26 protein-coding genes, 1 other RNA gene and 1 pseudogene are annotated in these 24376 nt (G+C 68.2%); 5 read left to right on the top strand and 23 right to left on the bottom strand.

Annotated features, from left to right (window positions below; translation table 11 throughout):
- Window positions 1–44: 44 nt before the first annotated feature.
- Window positions 45–437, top strand: an RNA gene (gene rnpB / locus AP234_RS20425) — RNase P RNA component class A.
- Between the two features lie 34 nt (window positions 438–471).
- Here rnpB and AP234_RS20420 read toward each other — a convergent pair.
- From AP234_RS20420 to AP234_RS20370, 14 genes are all read right to left on the bottom strand, one after another.
- Window positions 472–1644: a tyrosine-type recombinase/integrase gene (locus tag AP234_RS20420; protein WP_055481271.1), complete on the bottom strand. Its 1173-nt coding sequence runs from the start codon at window positions 1642–1644 to the stop codon at window positions 472–474.
- Window positions 1641–1823 carry a helix-turn-helix domain-containing protein gene (locus AP234_RS20415; RefSeq protein WP_055481270.1) on the bottom strand — a complete coding sequence of 61 codons (183 nt, stop codon included), beginning with the start codon at window positions 1821–1823 and terminating at the stop codon, window positions 1641–1643. The genes AP234_RS20420 and AP234_RS20415 overlap by 4 nt, the downstream gene beginning before the upstream one ends.
- Entirely contained in the window at window positions 1820–3220 is a 1401-nt protein-coding gene (locus AP234_RS20410; protein ID WP_055481269.1) for a replication initiator, read from the bottom strand. Before AP234_RS20410 ends, AP234_RS20415 begins: the two co-directional genes overlap by 4 nt.
- The gene (locus tag AP234_RS20405) at window positions 3217–3453 is read right to left on the bottom strand and encodes a hypothetical protein (RefSeq protein ID WP_055481268.1); all 237 of its coding nucleotides are present in this window, start codon (window positions 3451–3453) and stop codon (window positions 3217–3219) included. Before AP234_RS20405 ends, AP234_RS20410 begins: the two co-directional genes overlap by 4 nt.
- A complete protein-coding gene (locus tag AP234_RS20400; protein ID WP_055481267.1) occupies window positions 3450–5009 on the bottom strand; it encodes a DNA cytosine methyltransferase in 1560 nt (519 codons plus the stop codon). Before AP234_RS20400 ends, AP234_RS20405 begins: the two co-directional genes overlap by 4 nt.
- A 368-nt stretch (window positions 5010–5377) precedes the next feature.
- The gene (locus AP234_RS39250; protein WP_268778072.1) at window positions 5378–5500 is read right to left on the bottom strand and encodes a hypothetical protein; all 123 of its coding nucleotides are present in this window, start codon (window positions 5498–5500) and stop codon (window positions 5378–5380) included.
- Complete coding sequence (locus tag AP234_RS20395) at window positions 5497–6291, bottom strand: NUDIX domain-containing protein (RefSeq protein ID WP_063843009.1); 795 nt, start codon at window positions 6289–6291, stop codon at window positions 5497–5499. The genes AP234_RS39250 and AP234_RS20395 overlap by 4 nt, the downstream gene beginning before the upstream one ends.
- Before the next feature lie 39 nt (window positions 6292–6330).
- A complete protein-coding gene (locus AP234_RS37360) occupies window positions 6331–6489 on the bottom strand; it encodes a hypothetical protein (RefSeq protein WP_160330476.1) in 159 nt (52 codons plus the stop codon).
- A gap of 8 nt (window positions 6490–6497) precedes the next feature.
- Window positions 6498–6815, bottom strand: a complete 318-nt coding sequence (locus AP234_RS20390; protein ID WP_055481266.1) for a hypothetical protein — start codon at window positions 6813–6815, stop codon at window positions 6498–6500.
- A 16-nt stretch (window positions 6816–6831) separates the two neighbouring features.
- The gene (locus tag AP234_RS20385) at window positions 6832–7548 is read right to left on the bottom strand and encodes a DUF2637 domain-containing protein (protein WP_055481265.1); all 717 of its coding nucleotides are present in this window, start codon (window positions 7546–7548) and stop codon (window positions 6832–6834) included.
- Window positions 7549–7648: 100 nt separating this feature from the next.
- Window positions 7649–8776 (bottom strand): FtsK/SpoIIIE domain-containing protein, encoded by a 1128-nt coding sequence (locus tag AP234_RS20380; RefSeq protein WP_431998865.1) that lies wholly within the window; start codon window positions 8774–8776, stop codon window positions 7649–7651.
- Between the two features lie 48 nt (window positions 8777–8824).
- Window positions 8825–9052, bottom strand: coding sequence for a hypothetical protein (locus AP234_RS39600; protein ID WP_063843007.1), 228 nt, complete (start codon window positions 9050–9052; stop codon window positions 8825–8827).
- A 101-nt stretch (window positions 9053–9153) separates the two neighbouring features.
- Window positions 9154–9486: a hypothetical protein gene (locus AP234_RS20375; protein ID WP_055480399.1), complete on the bottom strand. Its 333-nt coding sequence runs from the start codon at window positions 9484–9486 to the stop codon at window positions 9154–9156.
- Window positions 9487–9578: 92 nt separating this feature from the next.
- Window positions 9579–10370, bottom strand: a complete 792-nt coding sequence (locus tag AP234_RS20370) for a GntR family transcriptional regulator (RefSeq protein WP_055480400.1) — start codon at window positions 10368–10370, stop codon at window positions 9579–9581.
- Between the two features lie 62 nt (window positions 10371–10432).
- On the opposite strand from AP234_RS20370, the gene AP234_RS20365 reads away from it, so the two are divergent.
- Both AP234_RS20365 and AP234_RS20360 read left to right on the top strand, forming a co-directional pair.
- Window positions 10433–10861 carry an NUDIX hydrolase gene (locus AP234_RS20365; RefSeq protein ID WP_431998864.1) on the top strand — a complete coding sequence of 143 codons (429 nt, stop codon included), beginning with the start codon at window positions 10433–10435 and terminating at the stop codon, window positions 10859–10861.
- 1107 nt (window positions 10862–11968) lie between these two features.
- On the top strand, window positions 11969–12157 hold the full coding sequence (locus AP234_RS20360) for a hypothetical protein (RefSeq protein ID WP_055481264.1): 189 nt from the start codon (window positions 11969–11971) through the stop codon (window positions 12155–12157).
- Between the two features lie 451 nt (window positions 12158–12608).
- Here AP234_RS20360 and AP234_RS20355 read toward each other — a convergent pair whose 3' ends face one another.
- Entirely contained in the window at window positions 12609–12923 is a 315-nt protein-coding gene (locus AP234_RS20355; protein ID WP_152990529.1) for a hypothetical protein, read from the bottom strand.
- Window positions 12924–13000: 77 nt separating this feature from the next.
- A complete protein-coding gene (locus AP234_RS35170; protein WP_200926605.1) occupies window positions 13001–13309 on the bottom strand; it encodes a hypothetical protein in 309 nt (102 codons plus the stop codon).
- 221 nt (window positions 13310–13530) lie between these two features.
- On the opposite strand from AP234_RS35170, the gene AP234_RS20350 reads away from it, so the two are divergent.
- Window positions 13531–13890, top strand: coding sequence for a hypothetical protein (locus AP234_RS20350; protein WP_055481262.1), 360 nt, complete (start codon window positions 13531–13533; stop codon window positions 13888–13890).
- A 170-nt stretch (window positions 13891–14060) separates the two neighbouring features.
- On the opposite strand, the gene AP234_RS20345 is transcribed toward AP234_RS20350, so the two are convergent.
- From AP234_RS20345 to AP234_RS20335, 3 genes are all read right to left on the bottom strand, one after another.
- Window positions 14061–14435: a VOC family protein gene (locus AP234_RS20345; RefSeq protein ID WP_055481261.1), complete on the bottom strand. Its 375-nt coding sequence runs from the start codon at window positions 14433–14435 to the stop codon at window positions 14061–14063.
- Window positions 14432–15052 (bottom strand): TetR/AcrR family transcriptional regulator, encoded by a 621-nt coding sequence (locus AP234_RS20340; RefSeq protein WP_235558272.1) that lies wholly within the window; start codon window positions 15050–15052, stop codon window positions 14432–14434. Before AP234_RS20340 ends, AP234_RS20345 begins: the two co-directional genes overlap by 4 nt.
- 377 nt (window positions 15053–15429) lie before the next feature.
- Entirely contained in the window at window positions 15430–16800 is a 1371-nt protein-coding gene (locus tag AP234_RS20335; RefSeq protein WP_055481302.1) for an extracellular catalytic domain type 1 short-chain-length polyhydroxyalkanoate depolymerase, read from the bottom strand.
- Window positions 16801–17485: 685 nt separating this feature from the next.
- On the opposite strand from AP234_RS20335, the gene AP234_RS20330 reads away from it, so the two are divergent.
- Window positions 17486–18991, top strand: coding sequence for an endo-1,4-beta-xylanase (locus tag AP234_RS20330; RefSeq protein WP_055481259.1), 1506 nt, complete (start codon window positions 17486–17488; stop codon window positions 18989–18991).
- A gap of 103 nt (window positions 18992–19094) precedes the next feature.
- Here the strand turns inward: AP234_RS20330 and AP234_RS20325 are convergent, their stop codons facing one another.
- From AP234_RS20325 to AP234_RS20310, 4 genes and pseudogenes are all read right to left on the bottom strand, one after another.
- Window positions 19095–20102 carry an NAD-dependent epimerase/dehydratase family protein gene (locus tag AP234_RS20325; RefSeq protein WP_055481258.1) on the bottom strand — a complete coding sequence of 336 codons (1008 nt, stop codon included), beginning with the start codon at window positions 20100–20102 and terminating at the stop codon, window positions 19095–19097.
- Window positions 20103–20213: 111 nt separating this feature from the next.
- Window positions 20214–21722: pseudogene (locus tag AP234_RS20320) on the bottom strand (SulP family inorganic anion transporter); the annotation flags it as partial.
- A gap of 54 nt (window positions 21723–21776) precedes the next feature.
- The gene (locus AP234_RS20315; protein ID WP_152990528.1) at window positions 21777–23510 is read right to left on the bottom strand and encodes a hypothetical protein; all 1734 of its coding nucleotides are present in this window, start codon (window positions 23508–23510) and stop codon (window positions 21777–21779) included.
- A gap of 183 nt (window positions 23511–23693) precedes the next feature.
- Entirely contained in the window at window positions 23694–24239 is a 546-nt protein-coding gene (locus AP234_RS20310) for a YbhB/YbcL family Raf kinase inhibitor-like protein (protein WP_055481256.1), read from the bottom strand.
- Window positions 24240–24376: the final 137 nt, after the last annotated feature.

Here is a 24376-nt window from a genome sequence, read left to right as displayed (position 1 = left end):
ACGGGAATGCGCGCCGGAGCCGCTAGGGTTGTGCGTACGGCAGACGAGTCGGCCGGGCGGCCGCGTCAGGATCTTCGGATCCTGCCGAGGAAGGTCCGGGCTCCACAGGGCAGGGTGGTCGGTAACGCCGACCCGGGGCGACCCGCGGGAAAGTGCCACAGAAAGCAGACCGCCCCCTGTTCGCAGGGGGTAAGGGTGAAAGGGTGGTGTAAGAGACCACCAGCGCCCACGGTGACGTGGGCGGCTCGGTAAACCCCACCCGGAGCAAGGTCAAGAAGGGGTGTTCTCCGGAACACCCCGCGCGCGACGTTCGAGGGCGGCCCGCCCGAGCCGCGCGGGTAGACCGCTTGAGGCCGTCGGCAACGACGGTCCTAGATGGATGGCCGCCGGTCAGCGACAGCTGATCACAGAACCCGGCCTACAGGCCGACTCGTCCGCCCTCACCCCGGCTGAGCCGGGCCGACTTCCGGATCACTCCTGATCGGGGCACATTGGGGGCACATCGAGCGCGGAACAGAACGCGGCATCCAGCGCCGTACGAGCCCGCTCGGAAGCCTCCGGCACGAGATGTCCATAGAGATCGACGGTCGTCGTGATCGACTCATGACCGAGCCACCGCGACACCTCCGAGATCGGAACGCCCTCAGCAAGTGCCGTGCTCGCGAACGTGTGCCTCAAGTCGTGAAACGTCGTGTCAGGAAGCAGCCCGGCCGCCTTTATCGCAGGCTTCCAGATACGGGCGTTGAAGTAGTCGCGCCGCATGAGGTTTCCCCGAGCAGTGCGAAAGAGGACATCGGCGGGAGCGTGCTCCGCGATGTGCTTCTCCAACGCTTCGCCAAGGAAGACCGGCATGGGAACCTCGCGGACCGACGCCGGACTCTTCGGAGTCGCCAGAATTGGCCGACGATCGACGATGACCACTTGCCGATCAATGGTGATCATCTGTTCGGGGAACTTGAGCCGATCGACCGACAGCCCGAGCGCTTCACCCTGCCGTAGCCCGGCAGCCGCGCCGAGAAGGACCAACGCGCCGTACTCAGCCGGCATCGCGCGACTGAGCGTCACGACCTGGACGGGGGTCAGGAGCCGGATCACAGTCTTCGCAGCATGCGGCAAGCGGATGTCCCGACACGGCGTCTTACTGATCAGCCCGTCACGAACGGCACCGCGCATGATGCTCGCGAAGATCGTGTAAACGGTCTCGATCGTTCGGGGAGCCAAGCCCTTGGAGCGGAGGCCCTTGACCCACTGCTGTACGGCGGTCGGCCGGATCGACGCCAGCGGCACCGTACCGAAGGTCGGATAGACGTGCTTACGCAGGTGGTTGCTGTAGGTCTCGGCGGTGGTCGGCTTATGCAGCCGCGCGGCCAGCCATTCCGGCGCGTAGTCGCCGAACTTCGTCTGACCGAGCTTGGGATCAATCCAATCTCCTCGGGAGGTGTCCGCCCTCCGTGCAGCATCGAAGTGTTCAGCGTCCGCCTTGCGATCGAAGCTACGTTTGAGCTGGAGGCCCTTCTCGTCGCGGTAGCGGACAAGCCACCGCTCACCCCGACCATGCTCGCGCGTAGGAACCCGCTTATGCTCCGAGCAGACAGGCTCGCCCTTCTTTGGGTGGGACTTATGCCACCGATCGGTAACTGTCATGCCTGCTCCCGGACCCAGGCGTAGACATCCTCGGGCAGATAGCGCAGATGCTTACCGATCCGTCTGCCGCGCGGCCCGATGCGACGATGCCGCCACTGGTAGAGCGTGCCGACCGGGACACCGAGGAATCTCGCAACCTCCTCCACGCTCCAAAGCCGGTCATTCATGGTCGTGGTCACTGGGGAGCCTCCTTCGACGGTTGGTCGGCAAGCTGACGTGCAAGCAGCGATTCGCCGGGGGTGTAGCCCTGGCCTGCGAAGCGCCAGTGAGCGACGACGAGCGTGGTGTCGGGGTCGAAGGCCCAGCCGGTTTCGTGGAGTTGGGCGTGGCGGTAGTCGGCCCGTGCCTGCCGGAGCGCGGTCATGGTGGTCGAGTAGGCGCGCGAGCGGGTGGAGAAGTGGCCACGGAAGCCGAGCATGTGCGCCCAGTTGCGTAGCCGCAGGTCCAGCAGTTCGGGATGCGTGACGGGGTCGCCGAGGTCCCAGCAAGTTCGGATCAGCCGGGCGGCATGCTCGGTCACGCCATGGTCGGCCAGGCGGACGAGGTCATAGGAGCGGACGCGCCGGTCCAGGGTGCCCGCAGTTTCGGCGGCTTTGGTGGCGTACTTGGCGACGTAGCTGGCGACTTTCTGTTCGGTCAACTGGCCGTCGTCGCCGTGGTCGAGGTCGCCCGGTTCGATCAGCCGTACGTCCACCTGCTCACCCCAGACGAGGAGGCGGGAGGGTTGGCCGAGGTCGGGTCCCTTGACGCGGACGGCGGCGGCAGCCGAGCGGATCGCGCCGTCGAGGAGCTGCACGGTTGCCCAGCCCGGGGGTGGGATCGGCGGGTCGTCGGGGTCGTCGGTGCGGCCGTCGAGGCGTATCACGGCGTGAAAGTGGACGACGCCACGGGCTTGGTATTCGGCGACCTTGGCGAAGGACACCTTGACGTGCCGGTTGAACGCGGCCTGGCTGAGTCCGGCAGCGCCGGCAAGATGACGACGCAGGTAGATGGTGAAGCGCCGCCACAGGTCCCCGGCGTGGGCGTTCCACAGCACGTGACCGACGTAGTCATACGAATCGGGATCAAGGGGTTGACCGATGAGGGGATCATCGGCGGTGTGCCGCTCGAAGCATGACGGGCCACTTCGGCGCGGGTGGCAGACCTGAGGGTTGCCGTTCTTGCCTGGCCCGCGATGGACCGGGCCGAAGCTGGGGGCGGTCAGGGTGGCGAAGACGCGCGGATGAGTGCGCACCGTTTCCGGGACGCCTTTGGACCCGCCGAGGAGTCCGGCGCGGATCAGCTGGAAGGTGTCGCGCCGGTACAGCTCCGCGCAGGAGGGGCAGCGCGAGGCCCGCCGGTTGCCGCAGCGCACCATCAGTTGGCCGTGAGGTTCGGCCGCCGTCGAGTAGGAGGCGAGGACTTCCCCGGAGGCCGCATCGAGGGTGAGACTTTCGCCCGTGAGACGGATGGGTTCGGCGCAGCCGCCAAGGCGGGTAACTTGCTCGAACCAGCGGGTGAGGTCTTTGCCGGAGCGGCGGGCCAGATCAGCGATGACCGGCCCGACCAGCTCGGCGAGCGGAGCGGGAGCGCTCACGCGGTGATCCTCCTTACCTCGATGACGACGATGCGGGGAGCGCAGTCGCAGCACTGCCGGTGCAGGGGGAGCCGGTCACCGCAGCGGACGCGGCGACGGTGGGAGCCGAGCCGGACCAGGACCGGGGCCAGGCATGGGGATGATTCGGCCGAGACGACCGATCGGATGACCGACCAGGGGTGATCCGCGCCGGGGGCGTATGCCTCGATGAGGCGCACGTGGTAGACGCTCATGCCGTTCGCTCCAGTTCGGTGCCGGTGATGGCCTCGACCAGGGCGGAGACGATGACCTCGGCGACCGGTGGAGTGACGGCGTTGCCGTACTGGCGGACCTTCTGGCGTTTGTTGCCCAGGACGGTGTAGCTGTCGCTGAAGGCCATGGCACGGCCGATCTCGGCGGGCTCCAACATGCGGAACCGCACATCGGCGATGTCCACCGGCGGCGTGTGACGGTCGAGGCTGGCCAGTGCGTAGCGGTCGCGGGTGGGCAGCACGCCGATCGGCTGACACGCGGGGCGAGCGTGGCCGTTGCCGTAGTACGGCACCAGCAGCGAACCGACCTCGGGCGAGGCGGTGACCAGGCCGTGATGATTGCCCGAGGCGGTGACGGTGGCCAGCGCGTCGCAGACCGGGCGGACCTCCGAGCCGCCTCCGCGAAGTTCGGCGATGAACGGCGGGAAAGCCAAGCCGGTTTCGTTGCGTGCCGTCTGGGTCCGCATCGGGTCGGCCGCACTGGCGGCGGTCTTGCCGTCGCGCCCCTCGACCGGGACCATCAGCGGCACCAGGCCGGGCGGTACGGCCAAGCCGTCATTCTCCCGCGTGGTGCGGGTCGGCATCGGCACGCCGACCGGGCTCGCGGAGTCGCGCCAGGTGCCGCCGGCGGGGGCGAGGACCGGTGCCCAGTAGCGGGAGATCCCCGCCCGGATGCGCTCCATGGTCGCCTGTGCGAGCGGTTCAGCGCGGTCGCCGATGCGCTTTGCGGGGATGGTCCAGTCGATCGCGGCGGCGGCCGGAAGCACCGAAGGCTCAACCACCTGGTTCCGGCAGGTGATGCGCGGGCACCGGTAGAGGTACTGCTGCCGGTAGCGGCCCATGTCCGCGCCGGGGCGCTTGAACACCTGTACCGCGGTCACCGTCTCCTGACAGACAGGGCACCACGCGGTGGGCCGGAGCCACTTGTCGAAGTCGGGCGAGCGGCCCAGCGAGCGATGCCAGTAGGCGACATACAGCCGGTCTCGGGACTGCGGGGCAGGCCGGGTGCGCACCGGGCGTGCGTGCATCGAGTTGAGCGCGATCACCCGCGTGCGGTAGCCGAGCAGGTGAAGGCGGCCGAGCCAGGCGTCCCACTGGTCCCAGGCGCGGCAGTCGATGACGTTCTCGACCACACCGGCCAGCACCCGCGATCCCCGCCGGGTGACGCCTTCCAGGTAGAGCGGGACCTCTTCCATCAGCGCGCGGGAGCGCTCATCCTCCGCCGACCGGCTGAGGCCGGGCAAGGCGAACAGCTCTCCTTGCCGGGAGTTGTGGAAGTCCCGACGCTTACCACGGGCGCGGCTCCACTTGGGGCACTCCGGGGAGGCCCAAAACAGATCGGCCACCGGCCAGCGCTCCACGGGAGCCGTGCGGATGTCGCCCTTGTAGTGATCGGCAGCCGGGAAGTTGGCCGAGTGCGAGGCAATCGCCATGTCCCAGTGGTTGGCCGCGCGGGTGACCTGCACGCCGGGCACCGCGTGCGCACCTTGAGAGGAGCCGCCCGCACCGCAGAACCAGTCCGTCAACGTGAGGGTCATCGCTTGCCTCCGATGTAGATCCGTCCGGTGGCGTGGCACTTCTTGCAGGGCTTGGGCCGGTTGTTGGGATCACGACCGACAAAGCAGAAGCCGTCACAGGCAGGGCATTCGCGGTACAGGGCAGTCATCGGCCGCACCGCCCGCAGGTGGTCGAGGTGCGGGGGTTGATGCCGCCGCAGCGGCACACCCAGGTGGAAGCGGTACCGGGCGGAAGCCAAGGTGAGCCCGAGACGAGCAGAAGCGGGAAGGCGCGGAGGTGGCGCATACTGGTGTCTCCTTTGCTTCTGGGCGAAGGGGACGCCCCGCGAGAGCGGCAGTTGCCGGCAAGCGTTGACCGCTCTCGTGGAGGCGTCGCAGCAGGTTCGAGGTCAGTCGTGGTTGTCGATGCCGGTGCCGTCGCAGTCGCGGCAGGTAGCGGCCTGGCCGTGGTCGTCGTTGACCAGGCCGGTACCGCCGCAGGTGCAGCAGCAGAACGCGCCGAAGAGGGTCACGCGATCTCACTCCCGTTCGGGGTGTGGCCGATGCCCGAGCAGGTCAGGCACGCGGCGTACTGCTCGACGGTGCGGCGGCGCAGTCCACGGCCGATCACCTGCGCGATCAGGGCTTGGCCCTCGCCGTTGCAGTCCGGGCATGTGGTGGGCGTGAGCAGGTCGGCCAGCATGGCCCGGTGCGCGGCGAACACCTCACCGCCGAAGCTGGTTGCGAGGTCCGCGAGCAAAACCGCGTAGGTGTCCGCAGTGATCCAGGCGGCTCGCTTGGCGTCGTCGGCACCGGCCACGGCGGGAAGGTCGGGGAGGGGGCCCAAGTGGGTGATGGCGGGGACGGTCACCATCCATGCCTCATCCGATGCGCGGGGGTCGGGCACGTACCGCGCGGGCAGCGTCCGCCAGGTCGCGCCGGGGATGACCAGGCCGGTTTCCTCCTCCAGCTCGCGGACGGCAGCCGCGCCGGGGTCTTCTCCGGGGTCGACGTGGCCGCCAGGGAGTGCCCAGCCGTGTCCGTCGCGGCGTTCGACCATCACCAGCCGGCGACGGCCCGCCATGGTGGCGGTAACGATCGCGTCGGCGCACAGGGCTTCACCCCAGTGGCCTAGCTCGTTTCGGCCGTAGCGGATGCCGGTGGTCTCGCACGGGTTCACCGGACGCCCGTCGACCACGCGGAACGGGATCGCCGCGGTGGCCTGCCGCGCGGCCCAGTCGATCCGGGTGGGGTCGGTTTCGGGGTCGGCCCATCCGGCGCGTACGCCGAGAGTCAGCACGTCGGGGTGGGTGTAATCCGTCACGGTGCTCAGTCCTTCTTTTCTCGGATCGAGTGCGGTTGATCAGTTCAGGCGGGTGAGGAATCCGGCCAGGCCATCGGCGGCACCGTGCAGGGCGTGCATGGTGTGGTTGACGATCTCGGCGGCCGAGGCCGGGCGGGTGAGCAGGTAGAACAGCGCGAACAGCAGCAGGCAGCGGGCGATCAGCTTGCGGAGGAACACCACAGCTCCTAGGCGCTGACGGCGTCGCGGAAGCTGAGCCAGGCGTCGAAGCCGCTCATGCGCTCGGTGGAGATGGCGATGGCGCGGTAGGTGATCGGGCCGAAGTCCCGGGCGGTGATGTAGTCGGTCCCGTCCGAGGGCTGGGAGCCGATCAGGTCGGCGACGCGGTCCACTGCGGCCCGCTTGTCGTCGTCACTGCCCAGCGGGTAGATGGAGATCTCCGCGCCGAAGGACGGGACGGGGACCTTGGGGTTGTCGGCCAGGAACGCGGCCAGGCGGCGCAGACCGGCGATGAACTCAGCGCGGATGCTCGGGTCGGTGGTCATCGTGATCGGTGTCCTTTCAGACGGTTTCGGACGTGAGGTGGTGCAGCAGTTCGGCGGCGAGGTCGGGCGTGATCCGCATGCGGCGGCGCAGCTCTTCGGGCGTGATGGGCGTGCCGTGGAGCCGGGTGTGCTCGTCGGCGAAGTAGCGGGCGTCATCGAGCACGGCCGGGCTGATCTGCGGACGGGCGGAAACCGGGGGCGCGGCCAGCTCGGCGGGCGGCTCATCAGGGGTGGCCAGCTCCGGACGCTCGACGGGCACGCCGGCAGAGGCCGCCGGGTTGTGCCGGGGCTGGTCGGCGATCAGCTCAGCGTCAACCACCGGCGATGGGCAGGAGGTCGGCGACGGGTCGGTGTGGCCGGCGCGGCGTTCCAGCATCGACATGGCGATCAGGAACGCACCCGCAGGTGTTGCGGCGACGATCCAGCCCCACGCCGAAGGATCGGCCTCAGCCAGGTTGGCCGCCAGGGTGAGCACGATGCCGCCGGCCAGGACCAGTGACGGCCAGGAGATCAGTCCGCGGCGGCGGCGGCCGGTGCGCTTGTCGCGTTGGATCTCGCGGGCGGCCATCACGCACATCAGGTCGATGCAGACCGCGACCGCCCACGAGCGCCAATCCCGCTGACCGTACTTGGCGGCAAGGGTGCTGATGTGGTCGAAGGACCCCACGGCGGCGATCACCGCGAGCACCATCACCGGGCCGGAATCGGCCAGCATCGAGCGCAGGCGACGCATGACAAGGGTCCTCTCATGGGGTTTTCGGCATGGGTCGGGTAAGGGCCTGGCGTGAACCGGGGCTCACACCACGGCCCGAGAAAGGGGTACGGGTAGATGGTTAGGCGGGGATGCCGTCGAGGTCCGGGGCGGTGAACTCCTCCAGCTCGACCGCATCCAGGTCACCGATCGCCGCCGTGCCGCGAGTGAGGTCGGCCCAGGCCGGGGCGAGGCCGGCGAAGGTCGCGGCGGCGGCTTCGGCCTGTTCCTCGCTGACATGCACCGACCGCATCCGACGCCAACGGCCCTCGGAGCCGACTACCACGGCGGTACCGGGCCTGTTCGGGGAGATCTGCCGGGCGGCGTTCAACGCGCCGGGGTCCATGTCACCGAGCGCCATCTTGGCGGTTTCCTCGTCGTTGACCATGTGGCAGATCCGCCCTGTGAGCTGGGCGCGCAGCGCGGTCACGCCGGGGCCGAGGTCGGAGCCGACCCTTTGCCCGCACACCACCAGATAGATCCCGAAGGCGCGGCCGAGCTGGGCCAGCCGCAGCAGCCGGGTTGCCACGGCGGCGACCTCTTCCTTTTCCGACTTCGGGTCGGCCATCAGGAACAGTTCGGCGACCTCGTCCACCAGCACGACGATTGGCATCGGCCGCTTGTCCTCGGGCAAGCGGGGGTGCCAGATGTTTTTCACCCGGTGCGACCGGCAGAGCGCCATGCGGTCTTTGATGATGCCGATCAGGTCGGCCAGCAGCGCGGCGCATTCAGCCCGCTCGGTGGCCAGGGCGGACATGCGCGCCTCGTACGGGGTGAACTCCACCCCGCCTTTGAGGTCGAACCCGACCAAGGCAACCGGCTGCGGAGCCAGCCCGACGATCAGCGCGTTTGCAAGGTTCGACTTACCGGACTGCGTCGCGCCGACGTTCAGCCAGTGCGGCACCGCGCGGAAGTCGATGACGAACGGCGACCCGGTGTCGAGCATGCCGACCCGGACCCGCAGCAGGTCCTCGGACAGGACCGGGATCGTGACCCGCTCCAGGGGATCGGACAGTGTCGCGACGAGGGTGACCTTGCCGGGCTTCCAGGAGGCCAGGCGCACACTGTGGACCTTCCAGGCGTGCGCGAGCTTGTCCAGCACCCGCCCGTAATCCTCCGGGGTCTGGCCGTCGTGCAGCCGAACCGTGATGCGGAACCCCAGCGCGGTCGGGCGGATCACCCCCAACCGTGGGGCGCGCTCGACATCCACGCGGCGGATCTTCCGACGCTGCTGGAGAGTGAAGGGCTGTAGCACGGCTCAGCCCTCCGTTCCGGGGAAGCCGGGGAAGGTCCAGCGGAAGCGCCGGCGACGCCGAGCGAGCCCGCACCCGGAGGCGACGGCCCGCCAGGTGCCGTAGACCATCAGCGCCTTGACTGGGAAGCCCAGCACCAGCCAGAACGACACCCGATGCACCTTGCGCCACACCAGCACACCGGCCACCCCAGTGCCGACGAGCAGCGTTGCCGGGATCAGGTAGTCCGTCATACTGGAGTCCTCCTTTCCTCTCTTAGGTGAGTTGGTGGGAGACCCCGGGGCGGCGGAAGCTGGCAGGCGAACGGCCGTCCCGGGACCTACCTCGTGTCTGCTCAGGCGGCCGGCGTCTCGTTGGCCGGGCGGATCGCCTCGCAGCGAAAGCCCATCCCCGACCGGCCGTTCATCTGCCAGTAGAAGACCGACAGGCCCACCGGACGGACCTGCACGCCCTGCGGGATCTGCGGGAAGTCGAGCGAGGGGAACGTGACCACGATCACCGGGTTACGCCGGTCGTCGTTCGGCTTGGGCAGCAGCGGGATCGTGTACAGGTCCCTGCCCTCCCGGTCCTTCTTGACCTCGCCCGTAGCCCGGTCGAGGATCTTCGGCTCGGCCTCGCCCGCGACCATGAACGACAGGGCCGAGGTGTCTACCGGGATGTTGCGCATGATCTTTACCTCCTGCGAAGGGACTCTAGTTGCCTACTCCTCTAGAGGAGAGCTATTACTTGTATAGAGGAGTGGGAGGGAGGTGTCAAGCATTAATGGGCAGGCAACTCGTAAGTGAGCTGGTAGACGTCACCCGACATGATCGTGTCGCAGACCTCTACAGGGCGGCCTTCCAGGTCGTAAGCCGTACGGACGAGCCGGAAGACGGGAACGCCCGGCTCAAGAAGCAGGAGGCGGGCCTCCTCGCGGGTGGGCATGCGCGTCGAGACATCCTCGATGAACCGCTCAAGCTGACGGCCCTGTTCCTCAATCCGTGCGTAGATGCCGCCCGGTCCGGGATTGTCGTCCATGATGCGGGTTCCGCGAGCCAGCTCTGCCGGGATGTAGGAGGTCGCCATTTCGACGGGAGACCCATCCAAGGAGTAGCGCCGACTCCGTACCACTACCGCCTCGTCAGCACGGACTTTGAGGCGTTCCGCGATGTCTTCCGGAGCAGGTGCCTCCTTCACCTCGATCATGTCGACATGGGCCTTGGCCCCGACCGTCTCAGACTCGGCGATGAAGGCGGCCTTACCCTCCTTGCGATGGCGGCGGGCGAAACGGTCGAACGCCAACCGCTTCACTGGACGACGAGCCCGAACGAACACGCCGCGGCCGTGCTCAGAGACGGCAAGGCCCTCCGCTTTGAGTTCCTGGATCGCCTGGCGGACGGTCATGCGAGCCACGCTGTAGTGCTCCATCAGCTGCGCCTCAGACGGCAGCTTCTCACCCGTATGCAAGCGGCCGTTCTGGATAGCTTCACGCAGATGGTCTGCGATCTGCCGGAAAACAGCACGATCACTAGTCGGGTCAACCTGCCGGACAAGGATCTGATGATCGGCCATGCCCAGCTCCTCAACTCGTCCGCACGTCTACTACTGTTCAGGCTATCCCTTGGAGGTGACAGATGATGACTGCAGATGGACGCCACTCAGTGAGCGTCGCCGGCGTCATCGTTGACGACCGCGGCCGGGTCCTGCTCACTCAGCGAGCGGACAACGACCAATGGCAGGCGCCCGGGGGAGTGCTCGAACTCAACGAGGGCATTACCGACGGCCTACGCCGCGAAGTCTCAGAGGAGACCGGCCTCACCGTGGAACCTGTGGCCCTCACCGGGGTGTACAAGAACATGACGCGAGGCATCGTCGCCCTCGTCTTCCGGTGCAGACCCACAGGCGGTCAGCTCACGATCAATGACGAGGTCCAGCGGTTCCACTGGGCAACGCCCGACGAAGTGCGGCAGATGGTTACGGAAGCCTTTGCTGTCCGCGTGCTCGACGCTTTGCACGAGGGTGCGCCAGCGATCCGACAGCACGACGGCGTTCACCTCGTCTGACCTGTTACAGGTTTCCCTACGTCGTCAAGCCGCCTTCGGCGGACACGGAGCGGACCGGCCGAGGGAAGCCCACCGACAGCAGTCAGGGGAAGAGCGCCAGGAAGCACAACGCAGCCCAGGAAGCCAGCCACGGCCCCGCATGTCGAGGGAAGCGCACGCACACGAGCATGAGCCGTCTGGGCCGCGCGCCTCGCCGCGGCGGGCGTGCGGCTCTTCGGCCGGTCCCGCCTTGCGGTCGCGCTGCCCGCCGGCAAGCACGGTACGACGGTCGGCGAACTGACGGCATGGTTTATGCAGGTGAGAGTCTCTTGCCAAGGGAGCAGCGAAGACCTTGGGGCGCTGCCCCAAACCCCGGGGCGCTCCGGCTCCGGGGTGATCAACTTCGTGAGCAGCAGGGCCGTAGGGGGCTGAGGTGGAAGCCCTGATCGTCCCGCCCGCCATCGACCCGGGCAAGCCCAGCAAACCGACTCCTCCAGGTCAAGCCCGGCTGTACCGGCAGGACAACCAGCGCGCGAGGAAGGTCACCGGGAACATGGAGCACGCGAAGCCGAGCTTGACCCTCCGTCGCCGGCCCGCTGCCCCTCCGGGGCGGGTCGAAGGCAGACGGGAAGATCAGGGCAAAGGCGAAGGTTGCACGCGGTGGTTCTCATACACCCTGGAGCCCCCATACGCTAGCTCTCTTCAGAGCCCTATGTGTGATGTGCATCACATTTAAAGAGGGAGAATTTACCTGGCTTTGAAGGCCAAATTGGGTGGACCTAAATCCCCAAGCTGGGCATACGGACATAGGTCGCAGAAATATAACGGTTTCCGAGGTGGCGTCCGTATGAGGTTTCGATCCCAATTTGTCGTCTTTGTACGCGACTGGTTGCTCTCCGCCTGAGAGGCATGTCGATCTGGATGCACTACTCTGTTGGGAAGCACGCAGACAAGCCCGGGATTACGGCCCGGGCAGGTATGCGCGTCAGGAGAGACCCCAACCTTGTACTACTGAGCTTGATAGCTAAACGGTACATCCATCTAGTGCGTTCCGGCAAGTTACGGAGCGGCTAGTACGGGGGCTCTTTCTGGCAGTGCGGCAGGTAGCCCGCTAGCAGAGGAGGAGAGATGCCCCTGATGGACCTCATGAGGGTGAATTACGCCCTTCCCATGGGAAACAGTGTCTTCATGGCCATGGTGGCCTTCCTGGTGATCGCGATGCTCATCCATGGCAAGGTCAGGATCCGCATCGGAGGAATCGAGATCACCGCTTTCCGCCCCCGTAGGAGGCGGAAGCGTAACGGATCGAGGAAGTAGGAGCAAACAGGGGTGGCGTCGCAAGCCCGTTAGTGACGTCACCCCTTACCCATGAGTGCGGACATCTGAGACGAGTGGGTGACAACCGAGGCGTGCGTGGACGTTCGCCGGACCGGAAGCCTCCTCGCTCTCAAGTCACGTGCTGTACAGCAGAGCAACCCTCCCTTACGCGATCACACCGCACCAGTCCGCACCTACCGTCTGAGTACGGCGAGGAGACCGTTACGTCGTGACTGGCTCCCGTTTGCAAGCAGAAGCTCAGAGCTCGAAGGCGTGGCCAGCCGGGGGCGCATCAGGGGCACACGCGCTCGGAAAACGTTGGCAAGCGATGACAACGAACAGAAGCGTTTTTGCAGGTCGCTTGTGGTTCTGAGCGGATCCATGCAGGTAGCGAGCATGCAGAATTAGAACCCGGCCTACAGGCCGACTCGTCCGCCTTCATCTCCCCTCATCAGCGGCTTTCCCAGTCTCTCCAGCCATCGAGCGCTGGGGCGACCTCCTCCAGACAGCCCCATGGCACGCGCGGGATCTCCGTACAGAGCTCAGCCCGCACCTGCGGGTCCGGCACGAGGCCTCGGATGGCCTCGGCCGGAAACCATTCGTGCCAGGGCGGCAGCCATCCGTCCGGCCCGGCCGATCGGCGTAGCTCGTCGCACAACTCGGCCGGGGCGGTATCCACCCAGGTTCGCCCCGGGTAGGGGAGAGTGGCGTCGACGAAGACGACGGCGCCCACGGGCATCGGCGCTCTGTCCACGATCGAGGGCACCAGTGCACCTCTACAGGTCGTCCGCAAGGCAACCACCGCTGACCACAGGCACAGGGACTCGGCGTACGCCCATGGATTCAGAAGCGTTTATCCAGGGATTCGACCGAGCTTCGGAGCTCCCGTGCCCGCCGACGGGACATCGCCGACATCACCGCTTCCAGATACTCACGGGCCTGCCATGGGTCTCCGCAACAGGCCCATTCGGTGCAACCGCCGCTCTCGTAGTCCCAGAGGTGTCGATTCGGTTCATGGACGAAGATCCGCCAACGCGCAAAGGCGGCCCCGACCGAGCCCGGCCGTAGGTATTTCTTCTGACGCTCGATCCGCCGGACTTCGGCGAGGGCTGCCGAGGACAGACCAGGGATAGTCGTGGTGTCGTCCTGCATGGGAGGCCGGCGCTGAAGCTCCGTGCGGACGCGACCGGGCCGTTTACGCGGCATCGGCCTTTCTGCTGATCGTCATGCCGGCCATCTTCCCACCGGCCGGTGGGGTTCGTCGCGGGCGGGGGCGCTTTGGGGGCGCATGGCCACGGAAAGCGCCGGTAAGCGATGACAATGAACGGAAGCATGGTTTCGAGTCGGTCGGGGTTCTGGGAGAAGGAGGACGCGTGACAGCGGCACGAGTACTGGTGGTCGGTCTCGACCCCGCCAAGATCCAGGGCTGGGACCCGGAGCCGGTGCAGGCGGCGATGGCACGCGGTCGGGCCCGTTTCGACGATCACGGCATCGAAGCCGACTGGTGCCTGGTGGCACTCGACGAGGACCCCGAAAGAGTGATCGTGGAGGCGCTGACCCGCGAAGACTACGGCTGTGTGGTGATCGGGGGTGGCATCCGCAAGCACGAGCCGTTGCTCGAGTTCTTCGAGAAGGTGGTCAACCTGGTCCGGCGGCACGCGCCCGACGCGGCCATCGCCTTCAACAGCAGTCCGGAAGACTGCGCCGACGCAGCTCTGCGCTGGCTGCGCTAGCCCGGCAGGGCAGATGCCTTGGCCAGGGTCTCAAGTCCGGCTGACGAGCGCGTGTCGCCACGAGCGGGGCACGGTCAGGGGACATGGACGCGAGAAGCAGCGCGAAACGATGAGAACCGGCGAACGCCGAAGGCCCAGCTCAGCGGTGAACATCCGTCGGTCACAGGGGGTCATGCCGGGGACATCACCTCGTACAGATTGCGAGCGGCGTCGACGAAGAACAGGCCGCGAGGGCACAGCGGGTGGTCGATGCGTCCGTTGTCGGGATGGGCGGGGTCATTGCCGTACGGAACACCGTTGTCACGCAGACGCGCCAAGACGGCATCGAACGTGGCCGGGTCCACATCGAAGGCCAGGTGCAGCCCCACGGGCTCAGCCACCGTCATGAAGTCCAGGGTGAGCTGTTCGTTGACGCGCACGGGGACGAAATTCCCGGTGCGGCCCGAGGGCGGCGACTCCTGCAGACCCATGATCGTGGCGAAGAACCGAGCGGCCTGACGGTTGTCGATGGCGGGCACGATGGTGTGGTTGAGCGTGATGGTCATCCGTCGGCCTCCGGGTGGTGCAGGGCGCCGTGCAGTAGGACGTCGACGAGGTCGGCGGGGGTCAGCGCGGAGTCCTCGCCCATCGACCGCTGCTGGGTGAAGATCATGCCGAGGAAGATCGCGGCGATCTTCTGCGGGTCCAGGCGCAGTGCCGCGCGGTCGGGCTCGATCAGCTCCGCCACGGCCTCCTGGGTGGCCCGCATCGAGGCCTCCCGCGCGCCTGGGGCCGGACGGCCTGAGGGGGCACGGTCGCGCAGGTGACCGGAGGCGTACAGGGCTCCGGCCACGGTGCCCATGCGCTCCAGGTGGGCGTGCAGGGCTTCGACCGCCTGGACCAGGCGGTCGCTCAACGGCTCGTCAAGGGAGATGGCCGCCAGCTCGCGCAGCGCGTGGTCGGGGTTCACGGCCTCGGCCATGCACGCTTGCAGCACCTCGTCCTTGTCGGTGAAGACGCGGAAGATGGTGCCCTCGCCGATGCCCGCCGCGCGCGCGATCTGACTGGTGGTGATGGCGGCGCCATGCTCGGCCACCAAGGGCAGTGCGGCGGCCACGATCATGGCTTTGCGGTCTTCGGTGCTCATCGCCGGTGCTCGCCGGCGAGGCGTGGTTTCCGTCATGGAGGTCATGTTACGGAGTGAGCGCTCACTCCGTCAATGAGCGCGCTGTGGGAGATCACATCGACCGGGTCGTCAGCGAGACCCGCGTCACCGGGCCGGACGACGCGATCGACCCGGCCGAGCTCGTCACGATGTGACCCACGTTCAGCAGATCCCCGAGGAGATGCGCGTCTCCGGAGCCTTCGGCCCCGGCGTCGTCGTCGGCCTCGAGGTCGAGGTTCCTTCGGACGGCCCCACTCCAGGACCGTGTCCTCGGGCTCCTCGTCGTGACCCTCACCGGTCCGCCGGAGAACCGTTCCTGCCTTCCCCGCGGCGGCCCGCCCCCCGCCATGGGCGGGTTGGGCCCGGCCCGCCGGGGGCCGGGCTGTCGGTGACGATCACCTGCTCCAGGTCCACTTCTGGTTGTCGCCGCCCCAGCAGGAGTAGAGCTGGAGCTTGGTGCCGTTGCCGGTGCCGTTGCCGACCGCGTCGAGGCACTTGCCGGACTGTACGCCGACGATGGTGCCGTCGGAGTTGACGCGCCACTTCTGGTTGTCGCCGCCCCAGCAGCCGTAGATCTGGACCACCGCGCCGTCACCGGTGCCGCCGGCGTCCAGGCACTTGTTGCCGTAGACCCGGAGCTCCTGGGCAGAGGTGTAGGTCCACTGCTGGTTGGTGCCGCCGTGGCAGTCCCACAGGTTCAGCTGGGTGCCGTCGGCGGTGCTGTAGTTGGGCACGTCAACACAGCGGCCCGAGCCGACGCCCTTGATCAGCCCGGAACCGCCACCGCCCGGCGGGGGTGTCGGGGAGACGGTCGGAGACGGTGACGTGGACGGTGTGGTGCCGTCGAGACCGAGGAAGGAGATGGCGTAGGCGAGCTGGCCGTTCATCGGCAGTTGGTGGCCCACTCCGGAGATGCTGATGCCTTCGACGGTGGCCTGGGTGCCCGTGGCGCCGTACCGGGTGCGGGTCCACGACGACTGCGGGTGATCGGTGAACGCCGGGGTCTGGCTCAGACCGTGCAGGTCGGTCCACTGCTTGATCTCTTCGCCGAAGTTCGGGTACGCCAGCGTGGTGTCGGTCGTGCCATGCCACACCTGCATCCGTGGATAGCGCCCGGCGTACCCCGGATACATCGCCCGTGCCTGGTCCCCCCACTGCTGAGCGGTCTTGATCAGGTTTCCGCCCGAGCACTGGCTGTTCCACAGTGACCCGTTGGTGGTCGCGAAGCACCCGGCCGGTACTCCGGAGAATGCCGAGGCGGCCGAGAACACGTCCGGATACTGCGCCGCGAGCACGTTGGTCATCATCGCGCCGGAGGAGAAACCGCTGACCACGATCCGGGCAGGGTCGACGTTGTAACGCTGGCGGGCGTAGGAGACCATCGCCATGATGCCGGTGGAGTCGCCGCCGCCGTCACGGCTGAGCGCGGCCGGGGTGGACACATCGAAGCACTTTTCGCTGCGGGTGGCCTCGGGGAGCACCATGATGTAGCCGTACCGGTCCGCGGCCGTGGCGTAGTCGTGCCCGTTGCCGTTGAAGATCGCGCCGGCGGATCCGCCGCAGTAGTGCACCAGCACCAGCAGCGCCGGGCGGGCCGCTACCCGATCGGGCACGTAGAGGTACATGTTCAGGTTGGTCGGGTTGTTGCCGAAGCCGGTCACCCGCGTCAGCGCCGCCGCAGCGGCGGGGCGGGCCGCCATGAGCATGCTCACGATCACCAAAGGTAAGGCGGCGGCGGCCAGGATCGCCTTGAGCCTGCGTTTCAACGTCATGTCCTTTCGAATCGGCGGCGTCGCGCCGGACGTGGCGGCGTCCGACACGGGACCGGGCGGTCGGCCGTTTCTCCCGTGGCGCAGGAGGCGCGGGATGTGGCGCCGGTGCTGACTCACGGTGCTCTGATCACCGGACGCTCAGGGTGGGGACAGGGGTGTTGTTAACGCTAACAAAATGGTCCGTCCGGTTCCCTCCGCTGCGGCGCTCGAATGTGGTGACGGGGCGGAGCAAATACGAGTCCGGTGGGAGCCGTCAAGGTCCGGGCCCACGGCGTGGGAGGTTCTCGGGTCGCAGGGTGCGGCTCATCTGGAGTTCTTCGGGTTCGCCACACCGACCCGGACGCCGACGATGGTGAAAGTTTCACTCCTCGAGTTTTCGTCAAGATCTCCAGGTCATGCTGGGAGATTATGAAGGTCACAGGCGGACGTCGCCATCTTTCCCCGATAGGGTCTCCGAAAAATCCGCCGAAAGTTTCGCAAGGTTCTTGACATATTTCGGAGTGGTTTCCACACTGGCTCCTCAAGGCGGTCTCCCCCTGCCGGCTGGCGGTGCACTGCGGGGGCATGCCGTCCTACGACGCCTCAGTGCGTTCCCGGTGACGGGGCGCGGCGTCCGTCGCGTGGAGCAGCATTCCCACGCGTTCCCCCCTTTCGGTGATTGAGTTATGGAGGCTCAGGCATGGACGCAAACGCGTTACCGACGCCCGAATCCCGGCGACCATCCAGTGGTCTGCGCCGGATTCTCGCCGCGGCCACAGTGGGCGTGCTCGGCATGGCCACTGCGGTGGCGGTGTCGGCTTCAGCCGACGCCGCGGAGAGCACGCTGGCCGCGGCCGCCGCGCAGAGCGGGCGGTACTTCGGTACGGCCATCGCCGCCGGCAGGCTCGGTGACTCGACCTACTCCTCGATCGCCAACCGTGAGTTCAACATGATCACGGCCGAGAACGAGATGAAGATCGACGCCACCGAGCCCAACCGGGGGCAGTTCAACTTCACCCAGGCCGACCGGGTCTACAACTGGGCCGTGCAGAACGGCAAGCAGGTCCGCGGCCACACGCTGGCCTGGCACTCCCAGCAGCCCGGCTGGATGCAGTCGCTGTCCGGCGGCGCCCTGCGCCAGGCCATGATCGACCACATCAACGGGGTCATGGCCCACTACAAGGGCAAGATCCCCTACTGGGACGTCGTCAACGAGGCCTACGAAGACGGCAACTCCGGCGCCCGGCGCAACTCCAACCTCCAGCAGACCGGCAACGACTGGATCGAGGTCGCCTTCCGCACCGCGCGGGCCGCCGACCCGGCCGCCAAGCTCTGCTACAACGACTACAACATCGACAACTGGACCTGGGCCAAGACCCAGGGCGTCTACAACATGGTCCGCGACTTCAAGCAGCGCGGCGTGCCGATCGACTGCGTCGGTTTCCAGGGCCACTTCAACAACCAAAGCGCCTACAACCCCAACTTCCGCACCACGCTGCAGAGCTTCGCCGCCCTCGGCGTCGACGTGGCCATCACCGAGCTGGACGTCCAGGGCGCCTCGCCCACCACCTACGCCAACATCGTCAACGACTGCCTGGCCGTGCCGCGCTGCGTCGGCATCACCGTGTGGGGCGTCCGCGACAGCGACTCCTGGCGCTCCGAGCAGACCCCGCTGCTGTTCGACGGCAACGGCAACAAGAAGCCGGCCTACACCTCGGTGCTGAACGCACTCAACGCAGCCAACCCCAACCCCAACCCCACCCCGACCCCGACCCCGACCCCGACACCGACTCCGACCGTCACTCCGACGCCGGGTGGTGGCGGTTCCGGGCTGATCAGGGGCGTCGGCTCGGGCCGCTGTGTTGACGTGCCCAACTACAGCACGGCCGACGGCACCCAGCTGCAGCTGTGGGACTGCCACGGTGGCAACAACCAGCAGTGGACCTCCACGTCCTCGGGCGAGATCAGGGTCTACGGCAACAAGTGCCTGGACGCCGGCGGCACCGGTGACGGCGCGGTGGTCCAGATCTACGGCTGCTGGGGCGGCGACAACCAGAAGTGGCGCGTCAACTCCGACGGCACCATCGTCGGCGTACAGTCCGGCAAGTGCCTCGACGCGGTCGGCAACGGCACCGGCAACGGCACCAAGCTCCAGCTCTACTCCTGCTGGGGCGGCAACAACCAGAAGTGGACCTGGAACCGGTAAGTCCCGCACCGCCTCCGGTTCGGCGTACCGCACCGGAGGCGGTCACCCATCGGCAGCCGATGAGACCACGCCGCGGTCGAGCCGCGGCGTGGACCGTACGAGATCACGCGCTCCATTCCGCCAGGATGCGGGCCTCCTTGTCGGGATCGATGCCATGGCGCAGCGTCCGTGCCCCGAAGCTGCGTCGCTCCTCCGGGATGTCCCTCAGCCACTCCCACGTGTCGCGTACGGTCTCCGACAGCGGGCGGCAGGTCAGCCCGGCGGCCAGCGCCTTGGCGGAGGATGTGGCCCAGACGCCCCGGGCCAGCTCACCACTCGCCCAGAGGGGAAGCTCGCTCCACAGCTCGACTCCGCGATCGAGGAGGAAGGCGTCGTCGACCCAGATCAGCTCGGCATCGGACCCGGTGACCTCGACGCACTCGCGCAGCCAGCTTCCGTAGGTGGCTCTGCCCGGCACACCGCCGGTCAGGAACCGGCCCGTGGCGCCCCCGGCCACCTGGTCGAGGGTGAAGGCCGCGATGTCGCGAGCGTCGATGAGCTGCATCGGCAGCGCCGGGTCGCCGGGTGCGAGCACCGGCCCTCCCCGGGCGATGCGGGTGAGCCACCACGGCAGCCGGCCCACGTTCTCGTGCGGCCCGATGATCAGGCCGGGCTGGACGATCAGGGCCGGGCCGTCGAAATGCTCCTCGACCGCCCGCTCGCACCCGGCCTTCAGCACACCGTAGTCGCCGTAGTCCGCGTCGGCGTCCGGCGGGCACTCGTAGCGGGCCGAACTCTCGTCGACCCCCGGCTTCCCCGGAAAGTCGGCGTACGCGGAGATGCTGGAGATGAACGTGTAGTGCCCGACGTGTCCGGAAAGTCGTCGCACCGAGTCGAGGACGACCCGCGGGGTGAATCCGCAGACGTCGATGACGGCGTCCCATCGTCTGCCGTCCACCAGCCGGTCCAGGTCGGCGGGGACCTCGCGATCGCCGCGGACCGCCTCCACGCCGGGCAGGTCCACGCCGCTCCTGCCGCGGTTGAACGTCGTGACCTCGTGACCCCGCCGCAGTGCCTCCGCCACGATCGCCCGGCCGAGGAAGACCCCGCCACCGATGATCAGAAGTTTCATGGGAGCCATCCTCGGCCGGATCACGCCCTGTGTCAGCGCCTTTTCACCGCTGGCGGATCTCCCCTGGGCGAACTCGTTCAGCGTTCAGCCCTCCTCGGCCGACCGCGGGTCCCAGCGCGGCGGGACCCTGGCCCGTGCCAGGCGGGCTCCGCTCACCGCGGCCAGGTACCACTCGTCGTGCAGCTCGTCGATGTGCACCCTGCCACCACCGCGTTCATGCTCAAGACGCCAGGTGTGCAGGGCCTCGAACGCGGCGTTGTCCATGAAGTCGAGGTTCAGGTCCAGATCGACCGCGGCCTCCGCCGGGATGGCCGTCAGGGCCGACGTCAGGCGGGGCACGCCGAGAAACGTCAGGGAACCCCGGATGGTCACCCGCCAGTCTCCGTCCGCCTGCCGTACGTCCACGGAGACCCAGGCCAGGCGGCGCAGCGCGAGCAGCGCGGCCAGCCCGAGGCCGATCGCGACGCCCTCGGCCAGACCGATCAGCACGACCCCGCCCATCGTCACGAGATAGACCGACACTTCGCGGTGGCCGCGCAGGTTGCGCACATGGCCGAGGTTCACCATCTGTACCCCGATGAACACCAGCAGCGCGGCCAGGGCCGCCATCGGGATCAGCTCCAGCAGCCACGCGAACGCGGCGGTGAACAGCAGCACCCACACCCCGTGGAGCACGGTCGACCAGCGGCTGCGCGCGCCCGCCCGGGCGTTGGTGGTGGTTCGCACCACCACCCCCGACAGTGGAAGGCCCCCCAACGTGCCCGAGACGACGTTGGCGACGCCCTGGGCGGTGAGTTCCCTGTCGAGATCGGCGCGCGGGCCGTCGTGGAGCCGGTTGGAGGCGACGCAGGTCAGCAGCGACTCCACTCCGGCGAGGAGGGCCACGAGCAGTACGGCGCCCGCGATGCCGTGCCAGTCGCCTTCCGGAAGCAGCGGCCCCTGGATCGAGGAGAAGCCGTCGCCCACGTCGACCCGGGCCAGATCCAGATCGAGCAGCGCCGCCGCGGCGGTGGCGATGATCAGGGCGGCGAGCGGAGCGGGAATCGCCTTGAGCCGCGGCAACCGGACCCAGCCGATCAGGACGCCGATCGTCACGAGACCGATCACAACAGCGGGACTGTGGTTGTGCGCGATCTGCTCGGGCAGCTCCAGGATGTTCTCCAGGGCGGAACGTTGCGGGGTGCCCCCGAGCACGACATGGAGCTGCGAGAGCGCGATCACCACGCCGACACCGGCGAGCATGCCGTGAACGACCGCGGGGGAGACCGCGAGGGCCGCCCTGGCCACCCGGAGTGCGCCCAGCACTACCTGGACCAGACCGGCCAGAATGGTGATCGCGCAGGTGGCGCGCCAGCCGTAGGTGTGCACGAGGTCCACGACGACCAGGGAGAGACCGGCGGCGGGGCCGCTGACCTGGACGGCGGAACCCCCCAGCGCCCCGGCGACCACACCGCCGACGACGGCGGCGACCAGCCCGGCCGCCAGGGGCGCCCCGGATGCCACCGCTATCCCCAGTGAAAGCGGCACCGCCACCAGTAAGACCACCAACGAGGCGGGCACGTCATGTCGGAGTATTGACGCGATGTTCCGGTTTGTAATCACATGGCTACCGTGGGTCATGTGGTGACCCTACGGTGTCGATCACCCGGCCTTCGGTCAGCCGACGTCAAAGAATCAGCGGTAATAGTCCGGGTAGTCGGTCTCCGGCTCGTTCCGGTGGCTGCCCCGGCGCGCGGTGGTGGGCTTCGGCGCATCGCCGTACAGCTCGTCGTAGGAGGAGGGCAGGCCTCCGCCGGTGTTCTGCTCCTGCCAGGACGGCGTCGCCGCCTGCCCCGTGCCGTACCCGCCCTGCTGCTCGTAGCCGTAGTAGCTCTGCCCCGAGGGCACGTCGTACCCGGCCGACTCGTACGGCGAGGCCGCCGCCGGGGGACCGGTCACGGTGTCCGACTCGTCTATCGTCGCCCAGCCCGCGCTCACCTCGTACGACGAGGACGTCGGCGGCTGCGTCGAGCCGTACGTCGTGCCGTCGCCCACAGGCGTGGTGGTCGGGTAGCCGTCGTAGGCCGTGGGGGCCGCCGGCGTCGGCTGCTGCATCCCCGTCTGGGGCATCTGGTACGTCTCGACCGCCGGCCAGGACGAGGAGACGGCGCGTGGCGGCTCCGGGTCGTCGAGCACATCGCGAACGCTCGGCCAGCCCGGCGACGTGGTGGTCCCAGGAGCGGGGGCGACCTCGGGGGTCACCGGGGCCACGGGGGTCACGGGGTAGGACGGGCCGGTGTCGGCCGGAGAGAACGGCCCGGTCGCGTTGCGGGACAGGTCATAGGCATCGCCGTGGGAGGCGTCGTACGCGGGCGACTCGTACGCCGACGGCCACGTCGACCCTGACCCTGACCCGGCCCCGGAGCCGGTGCCCGGGGTGGCGGGGGAGGACGCGGCGTCGAAGGGGCCGGTCCCGAGCGGGGTCTCGAAGGAGCCGGCGGTGAACGCTCCCGTCGTCGGCATCGGCACGGATGAGCCCGTGATCGGGGCGGCGGGGCCTGTGATGGGAGCGGAGGGTCCGGTGATCGGGGCGGACGGCGTCTCGAAGGGGCCGCTCGCGCTCGTGTGACCCGTCTCGGCGGCCGCGGCCGCGGCCGCCGAGCGCCGTCCACCGGAGCGTGTGGACCGGGATCCGGAGCGTGAGGACCGGCCGCGGGACGGACCGGTGCCCAGCGCGTCCGGTGTCGGCGCGGAGAACGTCACGGTCTTCTGCTCGGCGAGCGCCGAGGCGGACACGGCGGGGGCGGGAGTCTGCTTGGCCCTGCTCCTGGAGGAGCCGGTCGCGGACCGGGAGGGCTCCACCAGGTCGGCGAGCCCGGCGGGGACCGGACGCTGCGGCAGCGGAACCTGCGCGGTCGCGGCGCTGGGATCCGCGGCGGGGTTGGCGCCGGCCGCCGCCTCGACGTCGGCGGGCTGCTCGACCGGACGCGGGGTGGCCATCCGGGCGGCGATGCTCCCGCCGAATCCGCCGTCGTCCGCGCGGACGCGAGACCAGTAGTCGTCGTCGTAGTCGTCCTGCTCGCCCCACTCGTCGACGCCGCGCCTGCCGCGCGCTCCGGCGGGGGCGGGCTGTTTGCCGCCGCGTTCCGCGGCGCGCGCCTGCCGGCCGCCGCCCTGACGGTTGGATCCGGGACGCTGCTGCTTGGACCGCTCGGCAGGCTCCTCGAAGGCGTCGAAGCCCGCGGGGAAGCTCTCGAAGAACGTCTCCTCGGCGGGCCGCCGAGGCTTGGGGCCCTTGTTCTCGGCCATCGCCTTGATGCGCTCGGCGGACAGAGCGCTCTCCCTGCGATTCATCGACCGCATGCCCAGCGCCACAACCATCAGCACCAGGAGCACGACGGCGACAAGGCCCGAAATGACCCCTATCATCGCACCACCCTTAAGGCCATGGCCTTCCAGCGGCGCCGGTGAGATCGCGCGGCCATCGACGCGACCTGCCCCCTTTGATCACCTGCGCTCAGCAATTGGAACCGATTCTGCTCGACCACGATGACCGTTGTCACACCCTACGTGAAGATTCGTATAGCACGACTACCTCCGGTGTTCAGCAGGTCACTCGATGGTGGTCGCCGTGAGGCGGCCCCGAGCGATCGTGTGATCGGCGATGTTCTCCAGGGTCTCCGAGAGGGGGGCACCCTGTTGGAGATCGAGGTCTGAGTTGAGGGCGTAGACAGTGAAACGGTAGCTGCCATCGGCCTCGCACGGAGGCGTATAGCCCACTTTTCCGCTCGTCGCCTGGCCCTGCTTCGCGCCCCTGGGGACGTCGTTCTCGCCGAGTTCGGTGGTGTTCGGATCGATGTTGAACACCACCCAGTGCACCTCCGCGCCGGTGCGGGGGTTGTTGTCGTCCACCACGAGGGCGACCGACTTGGCCCCTGCCGTACCTGACCAGCGGAGTGGCGGATTGCCCTGTCCTCCCTTGCACGAGTAGTCCAGCGGCAGTGGGGCGCCGTCGCGGAACCGCGGGCTCGACACGCTGATCAGATCGAGGTTCCTGGGCGTTCCGCCGCCCAGGATCCCGCAACCCGACGCGAGGACGGCCATCGCCGTTGTGGCGACGGTGACTCGCGTGACCGCTGATGTTCTCGGCGACCCCATGCCCGTTGATGCTACGCGGAATATGCGGGTGCACCGACCGGATGCGCCACAATCGAGGCATGAGGGGGGGCGATGGCGGATGTGAGCGTGAGCTTCGTCCGTGTGGTGATCAGCAACGATCTCGTCGTAGGCGGTCC

It is taken from the genome of Sphaerimonospora mesophila (genome assembly GCF_001417795.1).
In the GTDB taxonomy this organism is placed as follows: Bacteria; Actinomycetota; Actinomycetes; order Streptosporangiales; family Streptosporangiaceae; genus Sphaerimonospora; species Sphaerimonospora mesophila.
The sequence above is the reverse complement of the archived record's forward strand: the minus strand, read 5'-3'. Positions and strand labels throughout refer to the sequence as shown.

What these genes read in the sequence shown, in the direction of transcription:
- AP234_RS20310 (WP_055481256.1), bottom strand. Translation starts at nt 24,239, where the DNA reads ATGGGGTCGCCGAGAACATCAGCGGTCACGCGAGTCACCGTCGCCACA.
- AP234_RS20375 (WP_055480399.1), bottom strand. Translation starts at nt 9,486, where the DNA reads ATGCGCAACATCCCGGTAGACACCTCGGCCCTGTCGTTCATGGTCGCG.
- AP234_RS20365 (WP_431998864.1), top strand. Translation starts at nt 10,433, where the DNA reads ATGATGACTGCAGATGGACGCCACTCAGTGAGCGTCGCCGGCGTCATC.
- AP234_RS20340 (WP_235558272.1), bottom strand. Translation starts at nt 15,052, where the DNA reads ATGACGGAAACCACGCCTCGCCGGCGAGCACCGGCGATGAGCACCGAA.
- AP234_RS20370 (WP_055480400.1), bottom strand. Translation starts at nt 10,370, where the DNA reads ATGGCCGATCATCAGATCCTTGTCCGGCAGGTTGACCCGACTAGTGAT.
- AP234_RS20385 (WP_055481265.1), bottom strand. Translation starts at nt 7,548, where the DNA reads ATGCGTCGCCTGCGCTCGATGCTGGCCGATTCCGGCCCGGTGATGGTG.
- AP234_RS35170 (WP_200926605.1), bottom strand. Translation starts at nt 13,309, where the DNA reads ATGCAGGACGACACCACGACTATCCCTGGTCTGTCCTCGGCAGCCCTC.
- AP234_RS20325 (WP_055481258.1), bottom strand. Translation starts at nt 20,102, where the DNA reads ATGAAACTTCTGATCATCGGTGGCGGGGTCTTCCTCGGCCGGGCGATC.
- AP234_RS20405 (WP_055481268.1), bottom strand. Translation starts at nt 3,453, where the DNA reads ATGAGCGTCTACCACGTGCGCCTCATCGAGGCATACGCCCCCGGCGCG.
- AP234_RS20400 (WP_055481267.1), bottom strand. Translation starts at nt 5,009, where the DNA reads ATGACCCTCACGTTGACGGACTGGTTCTGCGGTGCGGGCGGCTCCTCT.
- AP234_RS39600 (WP_063843007.1), bottom strand. Translation starts at nt 9,052, where the DNA reads ATGACGGACTACCTGATCCCGGCAACGCTGCTCGTCGGCACTGGGGTG.
- AP234_RS20390 (WP_055481266.1), bottom strand. Translation starts at nt 6,815, where the DNA reads ATGACCACCGACCCGAGCATCCGCGCTGAGTTCATCGCCGGTCTGCGC.
- AP234_RS20330 (WP_055481259.1), top strand. Translation starts at nt 17,486, where the DNA reads ATGGACGCAAACGCGTTACCGACGCCCGAATCCCGGCGACCATCCAGT.
- AP234_RS20315 (WP_152990528.1), bottom strand. Translation starts at nt 23,510, where the DNA reads ATGATAGGGGTCATTTCGGGCCTTGTCGCCGTCGTGCTCCTGGTGCTG.
- AP234_RS20345 (WP_055481261.1), bottom strand. Translation starts at nt 14,435, where the DNA reads ATGACCATCACGCTCAACCACACCATCGTGCCCGCCATCGACAACCGT.
- AP234_RS20420 (WP_055481271.1), bottom strand. Translation starts at nt 1,644, where the DNA reads ATGACAGTTACCGATCGGTGGCATAAGTCCCACCCAAAGAAGGGCGAG.
- AP234_RS20360 (WP_055481264.1), top strand. Translation starts at nt 11,969, where the DNA reads ATGCCCCTGATGGACCTCATGAGGGTGAATTACGCCCTTCCCATGGGA.